This window comes from Actinomycetospora sp. (assembly GCF_055612215.1).
Window position 1 is genome coordinate 1 of the sequence record NZ_JBVPVA010000131.1, and the last position, 5,480, is coordinate 5,480.

The window sequence follows — 5,480 nt, forward strand, 5'->3', positions numbered from 1 at the left end:
GTGGGTGGACGACATCCTCCCGCACGTCGTGCGGCTGGTGTCCGCGCACCACGACGGCGCCCCGGTGCACGTCGTGGGGTGGTCGCTGGGCGGGCTCGCGTGCCTGCTGACCGCCGCCGACGACCCCACGCTCCCGATCGCCTCGCTCACCGCGCTCGCGACGCCCTTCTCGCTCGAGGCGGTCCCCGAGCGCGTCCCGTCCCGGCCGCTGGCGATCGCGGCGGGCGGCCCGGTGCTCGCCACCGTGCAGACGCTGCTCGACCTGGTGCCGACGGTGCCCCCGGTCCCGCGGTTCCTCTCCGTGGGCGCGGTGGGCGCCTTCCTCACCACACCGCTCACGGTCGCCTCGCACCTCGCCGACCGGGACTTCCTCGCCCAGCTCGAGGCGATCGACGACGTGCGGGCCCTCGTCGGGGCGCAGGCCGAGCTGGTGGGGGCGAGCTTCCACGCGATGGTCGGGCGCGGCGAGCTCGAACGGGGGCTGGTGTCGGTCGGCGGCCGCCGCGTCGACCTCGGGAGCCTCGAACGCCCGGTCCTGCTGGTGGCGGGGGAGGACGACGTCGTCGTGCCGCCCCGGGCGGTCCGGGCGGGGTCGACGGTGCTCTCCGCGGCGGACACGTCGCTGATGACGGCGCCCGGCGGGCACCTCGGGGTGCTGTGCGGCCGGGCGTCCCGCGACCGTCTCTGGCCCGCCCTCTGCGCCTTCCTCGACCGGCACGACCCGCCGTCGGAGATCGAGGCGGACCGGCTCGTGCCGCGTCGTCCCCGCCGCGCGGTGCGCCGGCCGCTGCCGCGGTCGCGGAGCGCGGCCCCGGCGGAACCCGGCGAGGTGGTCCCGCCCGACGAGGCCGTCCGGACGGTCGAGGAGCCGGGCCACGAGCCGGGCGAGGCGCCGTCGTCGTCGGCCGGCCCCGCCGAGCCCCGGCGTCCGGGCGGGCGCCGGGCACGTCCGTCGCCCAAGCCGGCCACCCGCACCCGCGGCCGCGAGGGGTAGGCCGGGCCGCCGAGGCCCGGGAGCCCGGTCGTCTACGCTCCCCCGCGTGGTTTCCCTGCGCGAGGCGCGACGCGACAAGGGATGGTCACAGACGGCGGCCGTCGCCCGGCTCCGCGAGCTGGCGGAGGCCGGCCGCGTCGAGGTGGCCTCGGCGGCGAGCCTGAAGACGCAGCTGTCCCGCTGGGAGAACGGCACCGTCCCCGAGGAGCCCTACCGGACGCTGCTGGCCGAGCTGTACGAGCGCGACCTCGGTGAGCTCGGCATCGACGTGACCCCGCACTGGGAGCGCAGCCACGAGATCCCCGACCTCCTCGCGGAGATCCGCGACGAGCTGCGCGCCATCAGCGGGTTGCTGCGCGAGCAGCGCCGCGGCTGAGCCCTCGCGGTTGCGCGAGCGGGACCCGGGCACGACGACGGCCCGTCCGGACCAGGGGCCGGGGTCCGGACGGGCCGTCGTGCTCGGCGGGTGCTTCAGCTCGCGGAGCGGCGTCGCTCGACGGAGTGCAGCGGGGGGTACTCGGTGCGCTCGTCGGAGGCGAGCACGAGGCTGAGCGCTCCGAGGGAGACGGTGCCGAGGGCGATGACGGCCTCTGCGGTGAGATCGAGGACGTCGGCGAGCGGGCGGAGCGGTGCAGTGAGCACGGTCACGACCTGGGAGCCTCCTGACGGGTTAAGAGGACGGGCGGACGGGCGCTGTCCGCGACGGACCGGCCCATCCTGTCGGAGAGGTGGGTGACTCCCCAACCCGATCGAGTCGAGTTCACACCCTCGTCTCAGGAGCTCGCGACGAAAGGTCGACGAGGTGAGACAAACGGTGGTCCGTGTCCGTCCAGTGGTAGGAACGGCGGTCGCGCGGCGCGGGGGCGTCGGGCCTTCGTAGAGTCGACCCGTGCGTTTCCGCAAGCTGGGTTCCAGCGACCTCCAGGTGTCCGAGATTTCGCTCGGCTCCTGGCTCACCTACTCCGGCGGGGTGGAGGCCGACCAGACCGCGGCCTGCACCCGGGCCGCCTTCGACGCCGGGATCACCTTCTTCGACACCGCCAACGTCTACGGCCGTGGCGCCGCCGAGACCGCCTGGGGCGAGATCCTCGCCGACTACCCGCGGGACGAGTACGTCCTCGCGACCAAGGTCTACTTCCCGATGTCGGAGACCGACCGCGGTCTCTCCCCCGCGCAGATCGCGAAGCAGATCGACGCGTCGCTGCAGCGCCTGCGCACCGACCACGTCGACCTGTACCAGTGCCACCGGTTCGACTCACGCACGCCGATCGAGGACACCATGGAGGCCCTCGCCGAGGTGGTGCGCGCCGGGAAGGCCCGCTACCTCGGGTTCAGCGAGTGGACCCCCGACCAGATCCGCGCGGGCCTGGAGGCGGCGCCGTCGGACGTCACGCTGGTGTCCTCGCAGCCCCAGTACTCGATGCTGTGGCGTGCCCCCGAGGGCGAGGTGTTCGACCTGTGCCGCGAGCACGACATCTCGAACATCGTGTGGTCGCCACTCGCGGAGGGCGTGCTCACCGGCAAGTACCTCCCCGGCGAGGAGGTCCCCGTCGACTCGCGCGCCGCGAGCGACGAGATGAACGGCTTCATCAAGCAGAAGCTCACCGACGCCACCCTCGAGGCCGTGCAGCGGCTGCGCCCGGTCGCGGAGGGCGCGGGGCTGTCGATGGCCGAGCTGGCCCTCGCGTGGGTGCTGCGACGCCCGGAGCTCGCGTCGGCCATCGTCGGGGCGTCGCGTCCGGAGCAGGTGCACGCCAACGCGAAGGCCTCGGGCATCGAGCTGACGCCCGACACGCTGGCCGCGATCGACGAGGCCCTCGGGGACGTCCCGGTCACCGGCTACCGGCTCGCCCCCGGGGCGTCGGAGGAGATCGCGCACCGGTCGTAGGGCCACTCGAGGTCAGGTCGGGGACGGCTACCGGGGCATCCGCCGCCACACGGCCGCCGGCAGCACCCGCATCACGACCGCGAGCAGCCGCAGCCGGCCCGGCACCCACACCACGTCCCGGCCCCGGGCCAGGCCGTCGGCGACCGCGTCGGCGACCTGCTCGGGCGTCGACGACAGCGGGGCGGGCGAGAGGCCGCTCGCGGCGGTCATCCGCCCGATCACGAAGCCCGGGCGCACCAGCGTCAGGTGCACCCCGGTGCCGCGGAGCGCGTCGGCGAGGCCGGTCGAGAAGCCGTCCAGGCCGGCCTTCGCGGACCCGTAGACGTAGTTGGCCCGCCGCACGCGCCAGCCGGCCACCGAGGAGAACACGACGATCTCGCCGCGACCGAGCTCGCGCATCCGGGCCGCGACGCGGGTGAGCACGCCGACCTGCGCGGCGTAGTCGGTGTGGACCACGGCGAGCGCGTGCTCGGCGTCGACCTCCGCCCGCCGCTGGTCGCCGAGCACCCCGAACGCGACCACGACGGTGTCCGGGGCGCCGTGTTCGCGCTCGACGGCGTCGAGCACCCCGGCGTGCGCGGCCACGTCGTCGGCGTCGAACTCCACCGTCGCGACCCGTGCGCTCCCGGCCGCCGCGATCGCGCGGGTCTCGTCACCCAGGTCGCCGGCACGCCGCGCCGCGAGCACGACCGTGGACGCGCGACCGTCGGCGACGAGCCGCCGGGCGAGGGCGACGCCGATCTCGCTGCGGCCGCCGAGGACGAGGACGGTGCCGGACACGCCGGGCAGCCTCGCAGTCGTGGCGACGCGGACGTGCGGCAGGGCCTAGCGTGAGATCCCTCCGGGCGGCTCCTCCGTCGCCCGGTGGGACCCGAGGGGGCCGGGGTGAAGATCGTGACGGCGCTCGTCCGCCCGCACGCGCTGGACGCGGTGCGCCGGGCGCTCGAGCGGCACGCGGTACTCGGGATGACGATCACCGAGGTCGGGACGTGCGAGCCGGGCCGGGTGGAGGTCCACAAGGGGGCCCGGGTCGAGGTCGACGTCGTGCCTCGGCTGCGGATCGAGACGGTGGTGGACGACGAGATCGTCGAGCGGCTGCTGGACCAGCTGCAGTCGAACCTCGAGGGCGCCGACGGGCAGCTCTGGGTGCGTCACGTGGACCTCGTCCTGCGGGTGCGCACCGGGGAGATGGGCAGCGACGCGGTCTGAGCCGAGGTCGGTGGTCCCGGGGACGCTGGGGGGTGCATCCCCGGGACCGGTCCGATCGCGGGGGGCACGACCGACCATGACGGAGGTTACGCCTCGAACGGCCGAGTCCGGACCGGTCGTCACCCGGTCGGACACGATTGTCGGGCGATCGGTGCGCCGAACGGTCATTCGGGGAGTCTCGACGGGACCGCACGCCGACGACCCGCCATCCCGGAGGACGACGGGTCGTGGTGGTGGCGGGTCCAGGATTCGAACCTGGGAAGCTTTCGCGACGGATTTACAGTCCGCTCCCATTGGCCGCTCGGGCAACCCGCCGGGGCGCCACCTCATCGGCGGCGACGGAAATACTACAAGCCGCCGGCGCCCCGGAGGGCACCCGGGGGTGGGTGTAGACCGGACACCGCCGTCCGCACCAGGCGAGGAGGAGACCCGTGGCCAACCCGTCGTTCGACGTCGTCTCGAAGGTCGACCGTCAGGAGGTCGACAACGCCCTCAACCAGGCCGCCAAGGAGCTCACCCAGCGCTTCGACTTCCGCGGGACGGGTGCCTCGGTGACGTGGGCCGGCGAGGAGGCCATCACCGTCGCGGCCGAGACCGAGGAGCGCTGCACCGCGGCCATCGAGGTCTTCAAGGAGAAGCTGATCAAGCGGGGCATCTCGCTCAAGGCCTTCGAGATCGGCGAGCCCGCCGTCTCCGGGAAGACCTACCGCGTCACCGGGACGCTGGTGCAGGGCATCTCCAAGGAGAAGGGCAAGGAGATCTCCAAGCTCATCCGCGACGAGGGCCCCAAGGGCATCCAGGCCCAGATCCAGGACGACCAGCTCCGCGTCACCGGCAAGAAGAAGGACGACCTGCAGGACGTGATCTCCCTGCTCAAGGGCCACGACTTCGGCATCGCGCTGCAGTTCACGAACTACCGCTGACGCCGCGCCCGCCGGCGTCGACGGAGCTCACGCACCGGGGTGGACGCCCGCGCGCAGGCCGTGGTCCGCGGCGATGCGCCCGAGGAGCTCGCGGAGCCGCGCGCGGTCGTCGTCGTCGAGGGCGCGGCACAGCGCGTCCTCGTGGTCGGCGGCCGCGACGACGAGCTCGCGCATCCGCGCCCGCCCCGCGTCGGTGAGGTGCACGGCGCGCTGCCGGCGGTCCGTCGGGTGGGCGCGGATGCGCGAGCTCGTCGTCGCGGCCGCCGACCACGAGGACACGCTCTGCCGCGCGCTCGACGACGACGACCGCGCGCGGCTCCGCGAGCTCCTCGGGCGCATCGCCGCCGATCACGGCCTGCGCCCGGGGGTGCATCCCGGCACCTGACCCGGACCGACCCGGAGAGGCGTGGTCCTCTTGTAGGATTTCGTGGTACACATCGGCGATGCGGGTCGTCGTCATCAACCA

9 protein-coding genes and 1 tRNA gene are annotated in these 5,480 nt (G+C 74.1%); 6 read left to right on the plus strand and 4 right to left on the minus strand.

Annotation, left to right across the window (positions count from 1 at the left end; translation table 11 throughout):
• Together AC0CYZ_RS03555 and AC0CYZ_RS03560 are read left to right on the plus strand one after the other, a co-directional pair.
• Nucleotides 1–994 (plus strand): alpha/beta fold hydrolase (locus AC0CYZ_RS03555; RefSeq protein WP_472212407.1); only part of this gene is annotated, 994 nt, incomplete at its 5' end.
• Nucleotides 995–1,040: 46 nt separating this feature from the next.
• Nucleotides 1,041–1,370, plus strand: a complete 330-nt coding sequence (locus AC0CYZ_RS03560; RefSeq protein WP_472212409.1) for a hypothetical protein — start codon at nt 1,041–1,043, stop codon at nt 1,368–1,370.
• Nucleotides 1,371–1,465: 95 nt separating this feature from the next.
• Here AC0CYZ_RS03560 and AC0CYZ_RS03565 read toward each other — a convergent pair whose 3' ends face one another.
• Nucleotides 1,466–1,636, minus strand: coding sequence for a hypothetical protein (locus AC0CYZ_RS03565; RefSeq protein WP_472212411.1), 171 nt, complete (start codon nt 1,634–1,636; stop codon nt 1,466–1,468).
• A gap of 247 nt (nt 1,637–1,883) precedes the next feature.
• On the opposite strand from AC0CYZ_RS03565, the gene AC0CYZ_RS03570 reads away from it, so the two are divergent.
• Nucleotides 1,884–2,882 (plus strand): aldo/keto reductase family protein, encoded by a 999-nt coding sequence (locus AC0CYZ_RS03570; protein ID WP_472212413.1) that lies wholly within the window; start codon nt 1,884–1,886, stop codon nt 2,880–2,882.
• A 27-nt stretch (nt 2,883–2,909) separates the two neighbouring features.
• Here the strand turns inward: AC0CYZ_RS03570 and AC0CYZ_RS03575 are convergent, their stop codons facing one another.
• The gene (locus tag AC0CYZ_RS03575; protein WP_472212415.1) at nt 2,910–3,662 is read right to left on the minus strand and encodes an SDR family NAD(P)-dependent oxidoreductase; all 753 of its coding nucleotides are present in this window, start codon (nt 3,660–3,662) and stop codon (nt 2,910–2,912) included.
• Nucleotides 3,663–3,746: 84 nt separating this feature from the next.
• On the opposite strand from AC0CYZ_RS03575, the gene AC0CYZ_RS03580 reads away from it, so the two are divergent.
• Nucleotides 3,747–4,091: a P-II family nitrogen regulator gene (locus AC0CYZ_RS03580; protein WP_472212417.1), complete on the plus strand. Its 345-nt coding sequence runs from the start codon at nt 3,747–3,749 to the stop codon at nt 4,089–4,091.
• Between the two features lie 231 nt (nt 4,092–4,322).
• On the opposite strand, the gene AC0CYZ_RS03585 is transcribed toward AC0CYZ_RS03580, so the two are convergent.
• Nucleotides 4,323–4,406, minus strand: a tRNA-Tyr gene (locus AC0CYZ_RS03585).
• A 116-nt stretch (nt 4,407–4,522) separates the two neighbouring features.
• Here AC0CYZ_RS03585 and AC0CYZ_RS03590 point away from each other — a divergent pair.
• Nucleotides 4,523–5,014 (plus strand): YajQ family cyclic di-GMP-binding protein, encoded by a 492-nt coding sequence (locus AC0CYZ_RS03590; RefSeq protein WP_472212419.1) that lies wholly within the window; start codon nt 4,523–4,525, stop codon nt 5,012–5,014.
• A gap of 27 nt (nt 5,015–5,041) precedes the next feature.
• Here the strand turns inward: AC0CYZ_RS03590 and AC0CYZ_RS03595 are convergent, their stop codons facing one another.
• Nucleotides 5,042–5,218: a hypothetical protein gene (locus AC0CYZ_RS03595; protein ID WP_472212421.1), complete on the minus strand. Its 177-nt coding sequence runs from the start codon at nt 5,216–5,218 to the stop codon at nt 5,042–5,044.
• Between the two features lie 34 nt (nt 5,219–5,252).
• Between AC0CYZ_RS03595 and AC0CYZ_RS03600 the strand changes: the two genes are divergently transcribed.
• Nucleotides 5,253–5,399 carry a hypothetical protein gene (locus AC0CYZ_RS03600; protein ID WP_472212423.1) on the plus strand — a complete coding sequence of 49 codons (147 nt, stop codon included), beginning with the start codon at nt 5,253–5,255 and terminating at the stop codon, nt 5,397–5,399.
• Nucleotides 5,400–5,480: the final 81 nt, after the last annotated feature.

What these genes read in the sequence shown, in the direction of transcription:
- AC0CYZ_RS03600 (WP_472212423.1), top strand. Translation starts at nt 5,253, where the DNA reads ATGCGCGAGCTCGTCGTCGCGGCCGCCGACCACGAGGACACGCTCTGC.